This window comes from Micromonospora krabiensis (assembly GCF_900091425.1).
In the GTDB taxonomy this organism is placed as follows: domain Bacteria; phylum Actinomycetota; class Actinomycetes; order Mycobacteriales; family Micromonosporaceae; genus Micromonospora; species Micromonospora krabiensis.
Genome location: NZ_LT598496.1, coordinates 1,198,492 through 1,215,246 on the forward strand (window position 1 = coordinate 1,198,492; position 16,755 = coordinate 1,215,246).

Annotated in this window: 18 protein-coding genes; 8 read left to right on the forward strand and 10 right to left on the reverse strand. The window is 72.5% G+C overall.

Translation table 11 applies throughout. The features are described from left to right. Positions 1 to 40: 40 nt before the first annotated feature. From GA0070620_RS05215 to GA0070620_RS05230, 4 genes are all read right to left on the reverse strand, one after another. Positions 41 to 2,428: an ATP-binding cassette domain-containing protein gene (locus GA0070620_RS05215; protein ID WP_091588810.1), complete on the reverse strand. Its 2,388-nt coding sequence runs from the start codon at positions 2,426 to 2,428 to the stop codon at positions 41 to 43. 38 nt (positions 2,429 to 2,466) lie between these two features. Continuing rightward, on the reverse strand, positions 2,467 to 2,877 hold the full coding sequence (locus GA0070620_RS05220; RefSeq protein ID WP_091598070.1) for a VOC family protein: 411 nt from the start codon (positions 2,875 to 2,877) through the stop codon (positions 2,467 to 2,469). A 5-nt stretch (positions 2,878 to 2,882) separates the two neighbouring features. Beyond that, complete coding sequence (locus GA0070620_RS05225; RefSeq protein WP_091588811.1) at positions 2,883 to 3,332, reverse strand: helix-turn-helix transcriptional regulator; 450 nt, start codon at positions 3,330 to 3,332, stop codon at positions 2,883 to 2,885. A 64-nt stretch (positions 3,333 to 3,396) separates the two neighbouring features. Next, the gene (locus GA0070620_RS05230) at positions 3,397 to 4,062 is read right to left on the reverse strand and encodes a TetR/AcrR family transcriptional regulator (RefSeq protein ID WP_091588812.1); all 666 of its coding nucleotides are present in this window, start codon (positions 4,060 to 4,062) and stop codon (positions 3,397 to 3,399) included. Between the two features lie 59 nt (positions 4,063 to 4,121). Between GA0070620_RS05230 and GA0070620_RS05235 the strand changes: the two genes are divergently transcribed. Next, positions 4,122 to 4,991, forward strand: coding sequence for an SDR family NAD(P)-dependent oxidoreductase (locus GA0070620_RS05235; protein WP_091588813.1), 870 nt, complete (start codon positions 4,122 to 4,124; stop codon positions 4,989 to 4,991). 62 nt (positions 4,992 to 5,053) lie between these two features. Here the strand turns inward: GA0070620_RS05235 and GA0070620_RS05240 are convergent, their stop codons facing one another. After that, positions 5,054 to 6,649 (reverse strand): beta-N-acetylhexosaminidase, encoded by a 1,596-nt coding sequence (locus GA0070620_RS05240; RefSeq protein WP_091588814.1) that lies wholly within the window; start codon positions 6,647 to 6,649, stop codon positions 5,054 to 5,056. Positions 6,650 to 6,734: 85 nt separating this feature from the next. Beyond that, positions 6,735 to 7,370 (reverse strand): GNAT family N-acetyltransferase, encoded by a 636-nt coding sequence (locus GA0070620_RS05245; RefSeq protein WP_091588815.1) that lies wholly within the window; start codon positions 7,368 to 7,370, stop codon positions 6,735 to 6,737. Between the two features lie 184 nt (positions 7,371 to 7,554). Here GA0070620_RS05245 and GA0070620_RS05250 point away from each other — a divergent pair, with 184 nt between their 5' ends. The 3 genes from GA0070620_RS05250 to GA0070620_RS33965 all read left to right on the forward strand — a co-directional run bounded on the left by GA0070620_RS05250 (position 7,555) and on the right by GA0070620_RS33965 (position 10,441). Continuing rightward, positions 7,555 to 8,691, forward strand: coding sequence for a hypothetical protein (locus tag GA0070620_RS05250; RefSeq protein ID WP_091588816.1), 1,137 nt, complete (start codon positions 7,555 to 7,557; stop codon positions 8,689 to 8,691). 209 nt (positions 8,692 to 8,900) lie between these two features. Continuing rightward, positions 8,901 to 10,319 carry an OFA family MFS transporter gene (locus GA0070620_RS05255; protein ID WP_091588817.1) on the forward strand — a complete coding sequence of 473 codons (1,419 nt, stop codon included), beginning with the start codon at positions 8,901 to 8,903 and terminating at the stop codon, positions 10,317 to 10,319. After that, positions 10,316 to 10,441, forward strand: coding sequence for an MFS transporter small subunit (locus tag GA0070620_RS33965; RefSeq protein WP_269456561.1), 126 nt, complete (start codon positions 10,316 to 10,318; stop codon positions 10,439 to 10,441). Before GA0070620_RS05255 ends, GA0070620_RS33965 begins: the two co-directional genes overlap by 4 nt. A gap of 158 nt (positions 10,442 to 10,599) precedes the next feature. On the opposite strand, the gene GA0070620_RS05260 is transcribed toward GA0070620_RS33965, so the two are convergent. Further along, positions 10,600 to 11,328, reverse strand: coding sequence for an SDR family oxidoreductase (locus GA0070620_RS05260; RefSeq protein ID WP_091588818.1), 729 nt, complete (start codon positions 11,326 to 11,328; stop codon positions 10,600 to 10,602). Between the two features lie 77 nt (positions 11,329 to 11,405). Between GA0070620_RS05260 and GA0070620_RS05265 the strand changes: the two genes are divergently transcribed. From GA0070620_RS05265 to GA0070620_RS05275, 3 genes are all read left to right on the forward strand, one after another. Then, a complete protein-coding gene (locus tag GA0070620_RS05265; protein ID WP_091588819.1) occupies positions 11,406 to 12,236 on the forward strand; it encodes a patatin-like phospholipase family protein in 831 nt (276 codons plus the stop codon). Between the two features lie 58 nt (positions 12,237 to 12,294). Continuing rightward, positions 12,295 to 12,750, forward strand: coding sequence for a peroxiredoxin (locus tag GA0070620_RS05270; RefSeq protein ID WP_091588820.1), 456 nt, complete (start codon positions 12,295 to 12,297; stop codon positions 12,748 to 12,750). Positions 12,751 to 12,817: 67 nt separating this feature from the next. Beyond that, on the forward strand, positions 12,818 to 13,507 hold the full coding sequence (locus tag GA0070620_RS05275) for a hypothetical protein (protein ID WP_091588821.1): 690 nt from the start codon (positions 12,818 to 12,820) through the stop codon (positions 13,505 to 13,507). A gap of 54 nt (positions 13,508 to 13,561) precedes the next feature. Here GA0070620_RS05275 and GA0070620_RS05280 read toward each other — a convergent pair whose 3' ends face one another. Then, the gene (locus GA0070620_RS05280; protein WP_091588822.1) at positions 13,562 to 14,020 is read right to left on the reverse strand and encodes a MarR family winged helix-turn-helix transcriptional regulator; all 459 of its coding nucleotides are present in this window, start codon (positions 14,018 to 14,020) and stop codon (positions 13,562 to 13,564) included. A 105-nt stretch (positions 14,021 to 14,125) separates the two neighbouring features. Between GA0070620_RS05280 and GA0070620_RS05285 the strand changes: the two genes are divergently transcribed. After that, on the forward strand, positions 14,126 to 14,563 hold the full coding sequence (locus tag GA0070620_RS05285; RefSeq protein ID WP_091588823.1) for a MarR family winged helix-turn-helix transcriptional regulator: 438 nt from the start codon (positions 14,126 to 14,128) through the stop codon (positions 14,561 to 14,563). An 80-nt stretch (positions 14,564 to 14,643) separates the two neighbouring features. Here GA0070620_RS05285 and GA0070620_RS05290 read toward each other — a convergent pair whose 3' ends face one another. After that, positions 14,644 to 15,666 carry a nitronate monooxygenase gene (locus GA0070620_RS05290; protein WP_231922240.1) on the reverse strand — a complete coding sequence of 341 codons (1,023 nt, stop codon included), beginning with the start codon at positions 15,664 to 15,666 and terminating at the stop codon, positions 14,644 to 14,646. Between the two features lie 75 nt (positions 15,667 to 15,741). After that, on the reverse strand, positions 15,742 to 16,740 hold the full coding sequence (gene cydB / locus GA0070620_RS05295) for a cytochrome d ubiquinol oxidase subunit II (protein WP_091588824.1): 999 nt from the start codon (positions 16,738 to 16,740) through the stop codon (positions 15,742 to 15,744). Between the last annotated feature and the right edge of the window lie 15 nt (positions 16,741 to 16,755).

Below are 16,755 nucleotides of genomic sequence, written 5' to 3' on the forward strand. Positions count from 1 at the left end.
CGGCCGGACGGCAGAAGGTCCGGCCGTGCGGGTGCCGCTGTCAGGCGCCGACGTACGTCGCCAGGTGTTCGCCGGTGAGGGTGGAGCGGGCGGCGACGAGGTCGGCGGGCGTGCCCTGGAAGACGATGCGTCCACCGTCGTGACCGGCGCCGGGCCCGAGGTCGATGATCCAGTCGGCGTGTGCCATGACGGCCTGGTGGTGTTCGATGACGATGACGGACTTGCCGGCGTCGACGAGCCGGTCGAGCAGGCCCAGCAGTTGCGCGACGTCGGCGAGGTGCAGGCCGGTGGTCGGCTCGTCGAGGACGTAGACGCCGCCCTTGTCGGCCATCTGGGTGGCGAGCTTGAGGCGTTGCCGCTCGCCTCCGGACAGGGTGGTCAGGGGCTGGCCGAGGGTGAGGTAGCCGAGGCCGACGTCGGCGAGGCGGCCGAGGATGGCGTGGGCGGCCGGGGTGCGCGCGTCGCCGGCGCCGAAGAACTCCTCGGCCTCGGTCACGGACATCGCCAGCACCTCGGCGATGTCGCGGCCGCCGAGGGTGTATTCCAGGACGGCGGCCTGGAAGCGCTTGCCTTCGCAGTCCTCGCAGGTGGACTCGACGGTGGCCATGACGCCCAGGTCGGTGTAGATGACGCCGGCGCCGTTGCAGGTGGGGCAGGCTCCTTCGGAGTTGGAGCTGAACAGTGCGGGCTTGACGCCGTTGGCCTTGGCGAACGCTTTGCGGATCGGGTCGAGCAGGCCGGTGTAGGTGGCCGGGTTGCTGCGCCGGGAGCCGCGGATCGCGCTCTGGTCGACGACGACCACGCCGTCGCGTCCGGCGACGGAGCCGTGGATCAGTGAGCTCTTGCCGGAGCCGGCGACGCCGGTGACGACGCAGAGCACGCCGAGGGGGATGTCCACGTCGACGTCGCGGAGGTTGTGGGTCGAGGCGCCGCGGACCTCGAGCGTGCCGGTGGGCTGCCGGACGGTGTCCTTGAGGGTCGCCCGGTCGTCGAGGTGCCGGCCGGTGATGGTGTCGCTGGCGCGCAGGCCGTCGACGGGGCCTTCGTAGCAGACGGTGCCGCCGCCGGAGCCGGCGGCGGGGCCGAGGTCGACGACGTGGTCGGCGATGGCGATGGTCTCGGGTTTGTGTTCGACGACGAGGACGGTGTTGCCCTTGTCCCGCAGGCGCAGCAGCAGCTCGTTCATGCGTTCGATGTCGTGCGGGTGCAGGCCGATGGTCGGTTCGTCGAAGACGTAGGTGACGTCGGTCAGCGACGAGCCGAGGTGGCGGATCATCTTGGTGCGTTGCGCCTCTCCCCCGGACAGGGTGCCGGCGGGGCGGTCGAGGGAGAGGTAGCCCAGGCCGATCTGCGCGAACGAGTCGAGGAGGTGTTGCAGGCCGGCGAGCAGTGGGGCGACGGAGGGCTCGTCGAGGTCACGGATCCAGTCGGCGAGGTCGGTGATCTGCATGGCGCAGACGTCGGCGATGCTCTTGCCGTTGATCTTGGAGGAGCGGGCTTCCGCGCTGAGGCGGGTGCCGTCGCACTCGGGGCAGGTGGTGAAGGTGACCGCTCGTTCGACGAAGGCGCGGATGTGGGGCTGGAGCGCGTCGACGTCCTTGGCGAGGAAGGACTTCTGGATCTGCGGGATCAGGCCGACGTAGGTGAGGTTGATGCCCTCAATTTTGATCTTTGTTGGTTCGCGGTGCAGAAGGTCGTGCAGCTCCTTCTTCGTGTACTTGCTGATGGGCTTGTCGGGGTCGAAGTAGCCGCAGCCGCGGAAGATGCGCCCGAACCAGCCCTCCATGCTGTAGCCGGGGATGGTGATGGCGCCCTCGTTGAGCGACTTGGTGTCGTCGTAGAGCTGGGTGAGGTCGATGTCGTTGACCGAGCCCATGCCTTCACAGCGGGGGCACATGCCGCCGAGCCGCGTGAAGGTGGCCTTCTCGGTCTTCGTCTTGCCGGCACCGCGTTCGACGGTGATCGCGCCGCTGGCCTTCACCGAGGGGACGTTGAACGAGTAGGCGTTGGGCGAGCCGATGTGCGGCTGGCCGAGCCGGCTGAAGAGGATCCGCAGCATGGCGTTGGCGTCGGTGGCGGTGCCGACCGTGGAGCGGGGGTTGGCGCCCATCCGCTCCTGGTCGACGATGATCGCGGTGGTCAGGCCGTCGAGGAGGTCGACCTCGGGACGGGCCAGCGTGGGCATGAAGCCCTGCACGAAGGCGCTGTAGGTCTCGTTGATCAGCCGCTGCGACTCGGCGGCGATGGTGCCGAAGACCAGGGAGCTCTTGCCGGAGCCGGAGACACCGGTGAACACGGTGAGTCGGCGTTTCGGGATCTCGACGCTGACGTCCTTGAGATTGTTCTCGCGGGCGCCCTGCACGCGGATCATGTCGTGATCGTCAGCCGCGTGCGGCGGGGGCGGCGGGGTGTGCGTCCTCGTGGCCATGCGTGTCGTGTCTCCAGCGTCCGGTGGTGGGAGTCGGGTCAGCGCACTTCGTTGATGCGGATCAGGTTGCCGGTCGGGTCGCGGAACGCGCAGTCGCGAACACCGTACGGCTGCTCGGTGGGCTCCTGGACGACGTCGGCGCCGCTGGCCTCGAGACGCGCGAAGAGGGCGTCGAGGTCGTCGCTGGCGAGGGTGACAGCGCCGTAGCTGCCCTTGGCGATGAGTTCGAGGATGGTGCGGCGCTCGTCGTCGGTGATGCCGGGGTCGACCGCCGGCGGGTGCAGCACGAGGGAGGTGCCGGGCTGGTTGGGCGGGCCGACGGTGAGCCAGCGCATGCCGTCGTAGCCGACGTCGTTGCGGACCTCGAAACCGAGCGTGTCGCGGTAGAAGGCGAGGGCGGCCTCGGCGTCGGTGTGCGGGAGGAAGGCGTAGTGGATGCTGATGGTCATGGCGGTCACGCTAGCTGCGGCTGCGGGCCGGGGGCTTCTCGATTCCTGACCGGTCTGGTGACCTGTTTGGTCAGGCAGGTGGGCATCTCCGGGGCGGCGGGCGCGTGGCGGGCGCGGTAGGCGCTGGGCGGGACGCCGACCAGCTCGGTGAAGCGGGTGCTGAAGGTGCCCAGGGAGGAGCAGCCGACGGTGAAGCAGACCTCGGTGACGCTCAGGTCGCCCCGGCGCAGCAGGGCCATCGCCCGCTCGATGCGGCGGGTCATGAGGTAGGAGTAGGGCGATTCGCCGTAGGCCTGGCGGAACTGGCGGCTGAGGTGCCCGGCGGACATGTTGGCGCCACGGGCGAGCGCCTCGACGTCGAGGGGCTTCGCGTAGTCCCGGTCGATCCGGTCGCGGACGCGGCGCAACCGGGCCAGGTCGCGTAGGCGCTGGTCGTCGGCGGATCGGCTGCTCACGTGCTGGATGGTGCCACAGGGGGCCGACAGTTGCCCACGTACGTGGCTTCGTGGGCGTGGCAGGTCAGCAGGTGCCGGCGGCGGCGCCCAGGCCGGTCAGCAGGGCGGTCAGGATGCGGGTGAGCTGGGGGCCGACGTCGACGGCGGCGTGGGCGAGCTCGGGGTGGGTCTCGTAGAGGGTGCGCAGTGGGGTGCCGGGTGCGGCCATCTGCCAGAGCGCGCCGGCCATGCCGGTGGCGGTGGCGACGACGTCGACGGCTTGGCGGTCGGTGAGGCCCAGCAGCCGGCGCAGGTCGTGGACGAGCGTGTCGACCACGCTCAGGACGCTCGTCTTGAAGCGGCGGGCGGCGTCGAGCGACACGTTGCGTTCGAGGTTGAGCGGGGCCTGGGAGAGCAGGTCGCAGAAGAAGGGCCGGTCGGTCAGCGACTGGGCGATGGTGGCCGCCACGGTCTCGGGGGTGGCCGGGTCGAGGGCGTCGAGGGACGCCCGCACGCCGATGGACCACTCGCGCCAGCCTTCGGCGGTGAGGGTCAGGAAGATCTGCTCACGGGTCTCGAAGTAGCGCAGCATGGCGGACTTGTGCATGCCGACGGCCGCCGCGATGTCGGTGAGGGTCACCCCGCGGACGCTGCGTTCGGCGCCGAGGGCCCGGGCCGCGTCGAGGATGGCGCGCTCGCGCAGCTGCTTGGCCTCGTCGCTGCGGGCGCGTTGCTGCGGGGTCGTGGACATCACACCCACTCTAACACAACTCCGTTGCGATATTAACGAAACCGTGTTTTGCTATCTGCATGGCTCAGACATGGTTCATCACCGGCTCGTCCCGCGGCTTCGGCCGAGCCCTCACCACCGCCGCCCTGGAGGCCGGCCACCAGGTCGTCGCCACCGCCCGTACGCCCGAGCAGCTCTCCGACCTCGTCGAGCAGTACGGCGAGCGCATCCTGCCGGTGGCCCTCGACGTCACCCGGCAGGAGGCCGTCGCGACCGCCGTCGCGACGGCGGTGGAGCGCTTCGGCCGCGTCGACGTGTTCGTCAACAACGCCGGGTACGCGAACCTCGCGCCCATCGAGAGCGGCACCGAGGAGGACTTCCGGCGCCAGTTCGAGACGAACTTCTGGGGCGTCTACCACGTGTCGCGGGCGGCGGTGCCGGTGCTGCGGGAACAGGGCGGCGGCACGATCATCCAGTTCTCGTCCCTCGGCGGCCGGGTCGGCGGTAGCCCCGGCCTGGGCTCGTACCAGGCGGCGAAGTTTGCCGTCGACGGCTTCACCCGGGTCCTCGCCGCCGAGACGGCGCCGTTCGGCATCCGTACCCTCGTCGTGGAACCCAGCGGCTTCGCGACCGACTGGGCGGGCTCCTCCATGCAGGTGCACGACATCCCGCCGGAGTACGAGAGCACCGTCGGCCTGCGCCGGCAGCCCAACCCGATGCTCACCGCCGGCGACCCGGTGCGCGCCGCCGAGATCCTGGTCCGCATGATGGACCGCCGTGACCTGCCGTCGCACCTGCCCATCGGGGCGCTCGCGGTGCAGATGGCCCTGGACTACTCGCGCCGGCAGATCGACGAGGCCAGCACGTGGGAGCAGGTCAGCCGCTCCGCCGACTTCGAGCAGCCGTACCCGGTCGACCTGCCGCCGGAGCGACCCGCGACGGCCGGCTGAACGCGGGCGTCGCCGCGGGTCGGGGTGACCCGCGGCGACGCGGACGCGCCGTCGACCAGCGGTCAGGACCAGTCGACCTGCGGCGACGGGTAGAAGTTGACGTCCTGCAGGCGCCAGCGGGGTGCCTGCTCCCCCAGCCGCGCCCGGAACGAGTCCCAGTCGTGGCTGGCCCGGCTCGACCAGCCCAGCTCGGCGATCGCGGGCAGGCGCGGGAACGCCATGAACTCGATGTCCTCGATCGAGCGCAGCGTCTCCGACCACAGCGGCGCCTCGACGCCGAGGACCGACTGCTCACCGACGCCGGCGACCCGGGTCGCCGGGTCCCAGTCGTACGCGTCGCGGACCTCGATGTAGGCGGCCCAGGACAGGCCCAGCGGAGTGCCGCGGTCGTACTTCATGTCGAGGTACGCCTTGTTGGCCGGTGACATGACCACCTTGTTGCCCCGGGCGGCCGCCTCGGCCAGGTCGGCGTTGCTGGTGCCGGTGCCCCAGAACTGGGCCACCACGTCGGTGGGCGGGTCGACCTGCATGACCTCGTTCCAGCCGTAGGCGCGCTTGCCGTACTTGGCGACCAGCGGCAGCACCCGCCGCATGAAGGTGGCGTACTCCGCGTCGGTGGTGGCGTGCGCCTCGTCGCCGCCGACGTGCAGGAACGGTCCCGGGGTGATCGCGGCGAGCTCGCGGATGACGTCCTCCACGAACCGGTAGGTGAGCTCGTCGCCGATGCACAGGGAGCTGTAGCCCACCGCGATGTCGGTGCGCGGCGCCGGGGCGACACCGTCGCAGTTGAGTTCGGCGTACGTCGACTGGGCGGCGTTGGTGTGCCCCGGCATGTCGATCTCCGGGACGATGGTGATGTGGCGTGCCGCGGCGTACGCGACGACGGCCCGGTAGTCGGCCTTGGTGAGGAAGCCGGGGCCGACGCCGTCGACGCCGGTGCCGGGGCCGCCGCCGACGGTGGTGAGCCGCGGCCAGGAGTCGATCTGGATGCGCCAGCCCTGGTCGTCGGTCAGGTGCAGGTGCAGGTAGTTGATTTTGTACTGGCTGAGCAGGTCGACGTACGCGTTGATCTCGTCGACGGTGTGGAAGTGCCGGGCGAGGTCGAGCATCGCGCCCCGGTACGCGAAGCGTGGGTGGTCGACGATCCGGCCGCCCGGCACCGTCCAGGTGGCGCGCTGGCGGGTGGGGGCCTCGATCGCCGCGGGCAGCAGCTGGCGCAACGTCTGGACGCCGGCGAACAGGCCGGCCTCGGTCCTGGCCCGGATCGTCACCCGCTGCCGGGTCACGTCGAGCTGGTAGCCCTCCTGACCGACGCGCGCGTCCGCGCCACCGATGAGCAGGGCGATCTCGGGCAGCGGTGTCGAGTGGACCGGCAGGACCGGCAGCGGGTAACCGGTCGCGGGACGCAGCGTCTCGGCGAGTTGCCGACCGACCCGCCACGCGGCGGCGGAGCCGGGTGCCGTGCGGATGACGGTGTGGGGGCGGAGAGTGAACGTGCCCCGGGCGTCGGGGCGGGTCTCGACGGGTGCGGGGATGACGTCTGCCAGCTGCCGTTGCGGGGCGGCGGGCGTGGCGGCGGCCGGGGCTGCCGGCAGGATGATCGGCAGTCCGAGTGCGGCTACGGCCAGCAGCCGCGTCAGGGTGTTCCGGCGACGCATGAAGACCTCCAGGCCTCGTCCTGATAGGTGGCGGTCGATCGGTTTTCGCACGCTACCTGGGTCGGCCCCGGACTGTAAACCTTCCTTATCGTGTCGGGACCGGCCTCTCCCCCTCAGCCGCCGGCGCGACCGGTCCGCCCGTTCCGTCGCTGGCGAGGCGGGCGTGCAGGTGCATGTCGTGCCAGCCGTCCGTGTGCAGCGCCTCGGCCCGCTTGGTGCCCTCGGCGGCGAACCCGGCCCGCTCGGCCACCCGGCAGGAGGCCGGGTTGGCCGTGGAGTGCGCCAGCTCCACCCGGTGCAGGCGCAGGACGGTGAAGGACCAGCGGGCCAGCGCCGTCAACGCGCTCGGGGCGACGCGCCGGCCACGGGCGGCCGGCAGCACCCAGTACGACACCTCGGCCAGACCTTCGGCCAGGTCGAGGCGGCGCAGGCTGATCTGACCCAGGACGCCACCGGGGTTGTCGGCGTCGACGACCGCCCAGCCGGCCCCGGTCTCGCTGCGCCACCGCCGCGGCCAGGTGTCGATCCAGCTGCGGGCCTCGTCGAGGGTCATCGAGCGGCAGTGCCAGCGGCGGATGGCCGGGTCGGCGTAGCCGGCGACCACCGCCGGGCCGTCGTCGCGGCGCCAGGGGCGCAGGCGTACGCCGTGGCCGTCGATCTCGGGTTGGGTCAGCCGGGCCAGGGAGCCGGGCGCGAGAGCGGGGGTGACCAGACTGGGCATGCGGCCGATTATCGGGGCCTCGTGGTGCCGCCGACCGGCTGGCCCGGTCGTGACGGGTTGCGGCCGGCGACGGCGAACGGCGGCTTGCGCGCCGCGCTTCGTCGGTGACGAGAGGAACACCGGGCGTTGCGCCGGATCACGTGATGGGCGATCATCGATCTCACCTGCGCCAGGGGGAGGTCGCGTGGGCAAACGGATCGCGGGGGTTCTCCGTCGCCGTCTGCGCTGGCGCCTGCGTCGGATCGCCGGTTCCCTGGCGCTGATCGCGCTGTCGGTGGCGCTGCTGGCCTGGGGGCGGTCCGAGGACGGTTACGACCGGGACGTGCTGCTCAACATCGGTGCCAGCGTCGTCATCGTGGCCCTCACGTACGCGATCTTCGATCCGCTCTTCGAGGAGCTGCGGCGTTCCCGGGTGGAGGAGCATCCACGCCTGGACGACGAGGAGTTCAGCGCGCACGTGGCCGCCGCGACCAGCGTGGTGGCGATCATGGACACGGGCAGCCATCTGCTCGAAGGCGGCGGCCGGGAACGCTTCCTGAGCGCACTGCGGACCGCGCTGGGCAACGGGGTGGTCGTCCGGGTGCTGCTGCTCGACCCCGACTCGGCCGCCGCATCTCAGCGGGCAGAGGAGATCCGGCCGATCGACGTCCGCAGGGTGCTGGTGGACAACCTGCGGCGGCTGAACGAGTTCGCGACGTCGCTCGACAAGGGGCTGCGGGCGCGGTTCCACGTCCGCATCTACGACGCGTCGCCGTCGATCCACATGTTCCGCTGGGACGACAAGGCCCTGATCTCGTTCTTTCCGATCGGGGCGCGGGCGTCGGCGTCGCCGCACCTCGAGGTGTTCATCGCCAGTCCGCTCGGTGACTTCGTGGAGAGTCGCTTCGCCGAGCTGTGGCGCCATCCCAGCACGCGGCACCTCGATGAGTACGTGTGCCTGCCGTTGACGGTCAGCCGAGGACCGACGGTGCTCCGCTCGTGCGAGGTGCACTTCGTCGCCGAGGGCGACGAGTGGTGCATCGACGGCTCACCGATGGTGGACCAGTTGACCGACCACGGCACCGGCCCGCTGGAGGTGCGGCTGTCCCGCCCGTTGCCCGCGAACGGATGGTCGGGCACCTCGTTCCGGCTCGTGCGGGTGGACGGGGACGAGGAACGGATGCGGGTACTGGCGCTGTTCGACGCGAAGTACGGCCCGCGCAACGTCACCGGTCCAGGGCGCGCCCGCATCGCGTTGCGGCTCATCCCGCGGCTGGAGCTGCTCAGCGGCGTCGGCGACCCGGCGGCGGACGACGGCGCGGAGGTGACCGGCACCGGGTGACCGACGCCGGACGCGGGCCTGCCGAGGTGGCGGTCGACCGGGGTCCCGAGCGCCCCGTCGAGCGGGACGAATCCGGGCGCGCGTCGACCGTTCGGCTCACCGCAGCGACCGTCCGGCGACGAGCCGGTTTGTATACGGTTTTCCGCGGCCCATCGACGGGGGCATGAAGTGAGGAGGATTTCCATCCTCACCGGAGAGGAAGCATCGACATGCTTTCCGCACTCGATCGTCGGCACACCGTCGCGCCGCCGGGGTACAGCCGTTGGCTGATTCCTCCGGCGGCGCTGGCGATCCATCTCTGCATCGGGCAGGTCTACGCGACGAGCGTGTACAAGAACTCGCTCATCGCGCACTTCGACACGAGTCAGACCGCGATCGGCGTCATCTTCAGCATCGCGATCGTGATGCTCGGGCTGTCCGCCGCCGTCGCCGGCACGTGGGTGGAGGCGAACGGACCGCGGAAGGCGATGTTCGTCTCCGCGTCCTTCTGGGCGGCCGGGTTCCTGGTCGGCGCGCTGGGCATCGCGACCCGACAACTGTGGCTGCTGTACCTGGGGTACGGGCTGCTGGGCGGCATCGGGCTGGGGATCGGCTACATCTCCCCGGTGTCCACGTTGATCAAGTGGTTCCCGGACCGGCCGGGCCTGGCCACCGGGCTGGCCATCATGGGCTTCGGTGGTGGCGCGATGGTGGCCTCCCCCCTGTCCCGGCAACTGCTGTCGTTCTACGACTCCGGCTACGACCCGGCGAACGCCGGTTCGACGGCGTCCGGCGGCGCGCTGGTGTGGCTGTTCGTGACGCTGGGCATCGGCTACTTCCTGATCATGATGTTCGGCGTGTTCAACGTACGCGTGCCGGCGCCGGACTGGCGGCCGGCGGGCTTCGACCCGGCTCGGGTGGCGGCGAAGCCGCTGGTGACCACGGCGAACGTGTCGGCGGCCAACGCGGTCAGGACCCGTTCGTTCTGGCTGCTGTGGGTGGTGCTGTTCTGCAACGTCACCGCCGGCATCGGAATCCTGGAGCAGGCGAGCCCGATGATCCAGGACTTCTTCCGCGACAACGGCGCCTCCGCGGTGTCGGTGGCGGCGGCCGGCGGCTTCGTGGGCCTGCTGTCGCTGTTCAACATGGCCGGCCGGTTCGTGTGGTCGTCCACGTCGGACGTGATCGGCCGCAAGCCGATCTACCTGCTCTACCTGGGTGTGGGCATGGTCCTGTACGCCCTGCTGGCCCTCGTGGGGCACGCGGCGACGGCACTGTTCGTGCTGCTGGCGTGCGTGATCCTGTCCTTCTACGGCGGCGGGTTCGCGACGGTGCCGGCGTACCTGCGGGACCTGTTCGGCACGTTCCAGGTCGGCGCCATCCACGGACGGCTGTTGACGGCGTGGTCGGCGGCCGGGATCGCCGGGCCGCTGATCGTCAACGGGTTCCTCGACGCCCAGGGCGAACCGGGAACGCTGACGGCGGCGGCCTACCGGCCGGCCCTGTTCACGATGGTCGGCGTGCTGGCGGTGGGGTTCGTCGCGAACCTGCTGGTCCGGCCGGTGCCCGAGCGGTTCCACGAACGGACGGCACCGGATCCCGACGGTGCGGTTGAGGCGACGACGGCGCAGAGGAGCGGTACGCGATGAACAAGATCGAACCGCGCGGACAGCGGGCCCGCCTGTGGATCTCCTGGCTGGTGGTGTCGCTGCTCCTGGGCTACGGAGTGCTCCAGACGCTGATCACAGCAGCAAAACTCTTCACCAGCTGACCCCCTCCCCCCGTCCCCCTCCCCGTCCCCCTCCCCCGGCGATCTTGCACTTCCTGCCCCGCCATAGCAGGCATATCGACCACGAGCCGGGCCGAAAGTGCAAGATCGCGGGGAGGGGGTGGGGCGGGGGCGTGGGGGGCGCGGGGGGGGTGGTGGGGTTAGAGGCCGCCGGAGACGCGGAGGACGGTGCCGGTCGTGTAGGAGGCGTCGGGGGTGAGCAGCCAGGCGATCGCGGCAGCCACCTCGTCGGCCTCCCCGGCCCGGCCCAACGGAATACGACCGGCGGCGGTGTCGGGACGGTCGGGCACCCCGGAGACGGCGTGGATGTCCGTGCGGATGATGCCGGGGGCGACCGCGTTGACCCGGATGCCACGAGGGGCGAGTTCCTTGGCCAGACCGACGGTGAGGGTGTCGGTGGCGGCCTTCACCGCGGCGTAGTGGACGTACTCGCCCGGGCTGCCGAGGGTGGCGGCGGCGGACGACACGTTGACGATGGCCCCACCGGCGCTCATCCGGCGGGCCGCCTGCTGGGCGCAGAGGACGTACCCGATGAGGTTGACGTCGACGACGCGGCGCAGGTCGCCGGCATCCAGGTCGACGAACGGGCCGATCGGGCTGGTGACGCCGGCGTTGTTGACCAGGCCGGTGAGGTCACCGAGGTCGGCGGCGGCGTCGAACAGTGCGGTGACCTGGTCGGCGTCGGTGGTGTCGGCCGGCACGGCGAGGCCGCGGCGACCGGCGGCGTGAATGTCGGCGAGGACCGCCTGGGCGGCGTCGTGGTCCCGGCGGTAGCCGAAGGCGACGTGGTGGCCGGCCCGGGCGAGCCGGCGGGCGGTGGCGGCGCCGATGCCGCGGCTGCCGCCGGTGATGACGGTGACCGGTTCCAACGTGTCCCTCCCTCTGCCGCAGACGATGCCGCGACGCTACCGTGACCGGCACGAACCGAGGCGGAGGTGAAGATCACATGACGCGGGCGTTGGTGCTGGGCGGCGGTGGGGTCACCGGGGTGGCGTGGGAGTGGGGGCTGCTCGCCGGTCTCGCGGAGCGCGGCGTGGCGCTGGCCGAGGCGGACCTGGTCGTGGGCACGTCCGCCGGGTCGATGGTGGGCGCGCAGCTCTGCTCCGGGCGGGCCCCCGAAGAGGCGTACGCCGGACAGCTCGCCCCGCCGCACGGCGAGGTGGCCGCCCGGTTCGGGCTCGCCGAGATGGCGAAGCTGGTGTGGGCCGGCGCCCGCCGGGACCCGGTTCGGGCGCGAGCGCGCATCGGCGCGATGGCGATCGCCGCGCGTACGCCCTCGGAGGCGTCGCGGCGCACGGTGATCGAGGCACGGTTGCCGGCCCGGGAGTGGCCGGCGCGGCGGCTGCTGGTCACAGCGGTGGACGCGCACTCCGGCGAGTTCGTCGTCTTCGACGCCGGCTCCGGGGTGTCGTTGGTGGACGCGGTCGGGGCCAGCTGCGCGGTGCCCGGCGTGTGGCCGCCGGTGACGATCGGCGATCGCCGGTACGTCGACGGGGGCATGCGGTCGCCGGTCAACGCGGACCTGGCCGCCGGCGCGCGGGCCGTGGTGGTGCTGGCGCCCACGGCCGCCGCGTTCGGCCCGATGCCACGGCTGGCCGCGCAGGTGGCCGCGTTGCGGGCGGAGGGGGCGCGGGTCGCGGTGGTGGCGCCGGACGCGGCGGCGCGTGAGGCGATCGGCCGCAACGTGCTCAACCCGGCGCGCCGCGCGGCCGCCGCCCGGGCGGGCCGCGACCAGGCCGCCACCGTGGCCGGCGACATCGCGGCGGTCTGGGGCTGACCCTCCGCGCCGCACTGCTCTAGGCTCCGCGCGTCGGTGTCGATGCGGAGGTGGGCTGGTGCTGGACGTCGGGGACGTGGTGGAGGACTTCGCGCTGCCGGACCAGACGGGGACGGTGCGGCGGCTGTCGGAGCTGCTGGCGGCGGGACCCGTGGTGCTGTTCTTCTACCCGGCGGCGATGACCCGCGGTTGCACGGCGGAGAGCTGCCACTTCCGGGACCTGGCCGCGGAGTTCGCGGCCGTGGGCGCCCAGCGGGTGGGCATCAGCCGCGACCCGGTCGCGCGGCAGGCCGAGTTCGCCCAGCTGCACGGGTTCGACTACCCGCTGCTGTCGGACGTCGACGGGACGGTCGCGACGGCGTTCGGGGTACGGCGGCGGCTGCCGCTGGGCCCGCTGAGCACGCGACGGGTGACGTTCGTGATCGGCACCGACCGGACCATCATCGCCGTGGTGCAGAGCGCGACGAACATGAACGAGCACGCCGACGCGGCGCTGCGCGTCCTGGGGGGTTGATCGTCCGCGTGTCGCAGCCGCCTGATATCAACGCTGGCATCCAAACGTGTGTACGGAAGAGGGCGTGATGGCGGGCCAGGGTTTGTCCACTGACGAGGTGCAGGGCATCCGAGAGGCGTTGGCCGCGGGCCGCAAGCCGAAGGTGGTGTTCACGGCGGCGGCGGGCCAGATGGCGGGGCAGCTCGGGCAGGTGGTCGAGTTGACCGACCCGGAGGTGTCCGAGGAGTTCGTGGTCGTGCGGTTCGGCCGCGACGAACTGCCCTTCTCCCCCGCCGACGTGGCGATCGCGCCGCGCGGCGCCGGCCGCAAGGCCCCGGAGACGGCGCCGCAGGTCGAGGAGGAGGCGGCACCGGCCGAGCCGGAGTTCGTGTTGGACACGCCGCGGGTGCCGGCGCCGCGTCGGGAGGAGCCGAAGGTGGAGCAGCAGGTGGAACAGGCGGAGACGAAGCCGGCACGCCGGCCGGTGAAGGCGACGAAGCCGAAGAGCCCGGCCGGGCTGACGGTGACCCTGGCGTACGCCGAGGGCGAGTGGACGGTCGCGGCCCAGCAGGGCAGCAAGGCCCTCGCGAAGCCGTACGTGGTGAAGCCGGCGGAGGCGCTGCGCATGGTGGCGCTGGTCGACGTGCCCGGCGTGCAGGAGGCCGTGGAGCAGATCCTCGCCGCCGAGCGGGCCGAGGCGGAGCAGCAGGCCGAGAAGCTGCGCGCCGAGTTGGCCGAGATCGAGGCCCGACTGGCGGAGCTGCGCGAAACGCCGTGAGCGGTGACGCGCCCCGCCCGGTGATCCGACCGGCGGGGCGCGTCGCCCGGCGGCTCAGTCGGCGGTGTGGTGCTCCACCAGGGTGGACAGCAGCCGGACCAGTTGGTCGCGGTCGCGGCGGGACAGCGGGGCGAGCAACGCGTCCTGGGCCCGGTCGAGGGCGTCGTCCAGCCGACGTAGGTCACGGCGGCCGGCGGCGGTGACGGTGACGACGTTGCGCCGCCGGTCGCCCGGGTCCGGGTCGCGCCGCACGAGCCCCTTCTCCACGAGGTCGTTGAGCGCGGCGACGACGTCGCTGCGGTCGATGCCGCAGCGTCGCCCGAGGTCTGCCTGGCTGGTCGGGCCGACCTCGGCGAGCGCCGCGAGGAGCCGGTAGTGGTAGCCCCGGACGCCCAGGGCGCCGAATCCGTCGGCGACGAGGCGGTGCCCCTGGGCGGCGGCCTGGCTGAGCAGCCAGGTGGGGGTCGTCCGCAGGCGGGCGGGTGACTGCGGACCGACGGCGGACTCCTCCATGCGCCGCAGCCTAACAGAAACCGTTGGCTGCACCCACGATTCCTGATATGTTGGTGACGCCAACGTTGGGACGGCCAACGTCAAGCGTCGCCACAGGAGGCTGTCATGTCGTCATCCCCGCTCACCGGTCAGGTCATCGGCCGCGCCCACTACGCCACCCGGGCGCTGCTGGAGCGCCAACTCACCTCGCTCGGTCTCACCTTCCCGCAGTCGATCGCGCTCAACACCCTCGCCGCCGAGGGTGGCGTCGCCGGGCGTACCCACCTCGTCGCCCGGCTCACCGACGGCCTGAAGATCGACGCCCCGGCCGCCGAGGCCGTCCTCACCGACCTGACCGACGCCGGCCTGCTGCGTGAGGAGACCGGCGGCCTGGCGTTCACCGACGCCGGCCACGAGGTGCGGCACGCGATCGCCGACGCGACCACCGCCATCAGCGGCCGGCTGTACGGCGACATCCCCGCCGCCGACCTGGCCGTCGCCGGACGCGTCCTCAGCCTGGTCCGCGAGCGCGCCGACGCCGAACTGGCCAAGCCCACCCCCTGACCCTCCCCCGCACCCGCCGCACGCGGTCGGACCGCGGGCCGGGAGCCGGGAGTGGGGCCGCGGCGGAGCGCGGTGGCGGGTTACAGGGTTTTGGTCAGGCGGTTGATCACTGTGGTGGCGGGGCCGGTGGTGGCGTTCCGGTAGCCGGTGCCCGCCCACAGGTGCAGCCGGTCCGGGTGTCCCGCCGCCGCGGCCGCCGCGCGCATCCCCCGGGTCAGATGGTGCAGCTCCGGGTAGCCCAGCGGCGCCGACGCCTCGTACCGGTCGATGAACGTGTTGCGCAGCCCTCGCGCGGGCCGGCCGGTGAAGGCACGGGTCAGCACGGTGCCGGTGCGGGCCGGGTCGGCCAGCGCGTCGCGGTGCGTCCGGCTGGCCCCGCTCTCGTCCGTGCGCAGCAGCAGGGTGCCGACGGCCACCGCGGTCGCGCCGGCGGCGAGCAGGTCGCGTACGTCGTCGGGGCCGGCGACCCCGCCGGTGGCCACCACGGGCAGCCCCGTCGCCGCGACCACGTCGCGTACCAGCGGGCGGGTGGACACCGGCGGTGCCGGCCGGCGCGGGCTGTGGGTGCCGCTGTGGCCGCCCGCCTCGGTGCCCTGGGCGACGAGGCCGTCCGCGCCGAGGTCGAGGGCGGCGCGCGCCTCGTCGGCCGAGGTCACCGTGACCAGCACCCGGGTGCCGGCCCGGCGCAGCGCGGTGACGGCCGCCGGATCGGGCAGGCCGAAGGTGAAGCTGACCACCGGCACCGGCTGCCGCACCAGCAGGTCGATCTTGTCGGCCCAGTGGTCGTCGTCGTGGACCGGCGCGGCGGCGGCGAGGTCCAGGCCGTACGGCTCGCCCTCGGCGGCGATCTCCCGCGCGTACCGGCGGAACGTCGGCTCGTCGATCTCGTGAGGGCCGGGCACGAACAGGTTCACCCCGCACGGCGTGCCGGTGGCGGCGAGGTCGGCCAGGTCGGCGGCGACCGCCTCGGCGGTGCGGTAGCCGGCCGCGAGGAAGCCGAAGCCACCGCCGGCGGTGACGGCCCGCACCAGGGCGGGGGTGGTGGCGCCGCCGGCCATCGGGGCGCCCACCAGCGGCGTCGGGGCGCCGAACAGATCACTCACCGGCTCACCCTAGCCGCGGCGCCCGCCGGCCCGCCCCGGGGAACGAGGGGAACGGGCGGGCCGGCGGGCGGGTCCTCAGTGCTGCGGGATGTGGACCACGCCGATCCGCTTGCGGAACACCCAGTACGTCCAGCCCTGGTAGGCGAGCACGATCGGGGTGAACACCACCGCCACCCAGGTCATGATCTTCAGGGTGTACGGGGTGGAGGCCGCGTTGGTGGCGGTCAGCGTGCCGGCCGCGTCCAGCGTGGAGGGCAGCACGTTGGGGAACAGCGCGGCGAACAGGGTCGCCACGGCCAGGCCGATCGCCACGGCGGTGCCGGTGAACGCCCAGCCCTCCCGGCGTACGCGGGCGGCGGCGAGACCACCGAGCAGGGCGAGTGCCGCGCCGACGGCGAGGACGACGGCGGCCGTGCTGGACCGGATCCCCAGCGTCCAGGTCAGGAACGCGACGGCGAGGACGGCGGTGACCACGCCGGACCGCACGGCGAAGGCGCCGGCCCGCTCGCGGATGTCGCCGACGGTCTTCAGGGCGACGAACACCGCGCCGTGGGTGAGGAACAGCGCCGCGGTGGTCGCGCCGCCGAGCAGGGCGTACGGGTTGAGCAGGTTGAACAGGCCGCCGACGTACTCGTGTTCGGCGTTGAGCGGCACGCCGCGCAGGATGTTGGCGAACGCCACCCCCCACAGCACCGCGGGCACCAGGGAGCCGAAGAAGATCGCGGCGTCCCAGCGGCGCTTCCAGGACGGCTCGGGGCGCTTGTGCCGGTACTCGAAGGCGACCCCGCGGGCGATCAGGGCGAGCAGGATCAGCAGCAGCGGCAGGTAGAAGCCGGAGAAGAGGGTGGCGTACCACTCGGGGAAGGCGGCGAACATCGCGCCGCCGGCGGTGATCAGCCACACCTCGTTGCCGTCCCACACCGGGCCGATGGTGTTGATGAGAACGCGGCGCTCCCGGTCGTCGCGGCCGAGCACGGGCAGCAGCATGCCGACGCCGAAGTCGAAGCCCTCCAGGATGAAGTAGCCGGTGAAGAGCACGGCGACGAGCAGGAACCAGATGGTCGTGAGGTCCACGGTGTGCGCTCCCGG

Bases quoted from the DNA above. Each gene is read 5' to 3' on its own strand.
- GA0070620_RS05215 (WP_091588810.1), bottom strand. From the start codon at position 2,428: ATGGCCACGAGGACGCACACCCCGCCGCCCCCGCCGCACGCGGCTGAC.
- GA0070620_RS05220 (WP_091598070.1), bottom strand. From the start codon at position 2,877: ATGACCATCAGCATCCACTACGCCTTCCTCCCGCACACCGACGCCGAG.
- GA0070620_RS05230 (WP_091588812.1), bottom strand. From the start codon at position 4,062: ATGTCCACGACCCCGCAGCAACGCGCCCGCAGCGACGAGGCCAAGCAG.
- GA0070620_RS05235 (WP_091588813.1), top strand. From the start codon at position 4,122: ATGGCTCAGACATGGTTCATCACCGGCTCGTCCCGCGGCTTCGGCCGA.
- GA0070620_RS05240 (WP_091588814.1), bottom strand. From the start codon at position 6,649: ATGCGTCGCCGGAACACCCTGACGCGGCTGCTGGCCGTAGCCGCACTC.
- GA0070620_RS05245 (WP_091588815.1), bottom strand. From the start codon at position 7,370: ATGCCCAGTCTGGTCACCCCCGCTCTCGCGCCCGGCTCCCTGGCCCGG.
- GA0070620_RS05255 (WP_091588817.1), top strand. From the start codon at position 8,901: ATGCTTTCCGCACTCGATCGTCGGCACACCGTCGCGCCGCCGGGGTAC.
- GA0070620_RS33965 (WP_269456561.1), top strand. From the start codon at position 10,316: ATGAACAAGATCGAACCGCGCGGACAGCGGGCCCGCCTGTGGATCTCC.
- GA0070620_RS05265 (WP_091588819.1), top strand. From the start codon at position 11,406: ATGACGCGGGCGTTGGTGCTGGGCGGCGGTGGGGTCACCGGGGTGGCG.
- GA0070620_RS05275 (WP_091588821.1), top strand. From the start codon at position 12,818: ATGGCGGGCCAGGGTTTGTCCACTGACGAGGTGCAGGGCATCCGAGAG.
- GA0070620_RS05280 (WP_091588822.1), bottom strand. From the start codon at position 14,020: ATGGAGGAGTCCGCCGTCGGTCCGCAGTCACCCGCCCGCCTGCGGACG.
- GA0070620_RS05285 (WP_091588823.1), top strand. From the start codon at position 14,126: ATGTCGTCATCCCCGCTCACCGGTCAGGTCATCGGCCGCGCCCACTAC.